Here is a 289-nt window from a genome sequence, read left to right as displayed (position 1 = left end):
CCCTGGCCGAACTCGACGACGAGACCGCCGCGCAGGCAGCACGCGGCGGGCCCTCTCTCGACGAACTCAGCAGCATCCCCGAAGAATTCCACGACGCGGACACCGTCGCCGTGATCTACGACGAGACCGAAGGCCTGTGCTACTACGCCGACTTCGGCCAGCTCGACGCACTGTTCGCCGATCCCGCCCTGACCCGCGACCGCACCCACCTGAGCCGGCTTCGGGAGTACCTGAACGACGAATCCGTCGCTCCCATGGTCATCCGCCGTCTGGTCCAGCGGCATCCCGA

1 pseudogene is annotated in these 289 nt (G+C 67.5%); it reads left to right on the top strand.

Going from position 1 to position 289, the window contains the following annotated elements:
• Positions 1 to 289 (top strand): annotated as a pseudogene (locus tag ADL25_RS19800) (hypothetical protein); the annotation flags it as partial.

This window comes from Streptomyces sp. NRRL F-5122 (assembly GCF_001507435.1).
In the GTDB taxonomy this organism is placed as follows: Bacteria; Actinomycetota; Actinomycetes; order Streptomycetales; family Streptomycetaceae; genus Streptomyces; species Streptomyces lannensis.
The sequence above is the reverse complement of the archived record's forward strand: the minus strand, read 5'-3'. Positions and strand labels throughout refer to the sequence as shown.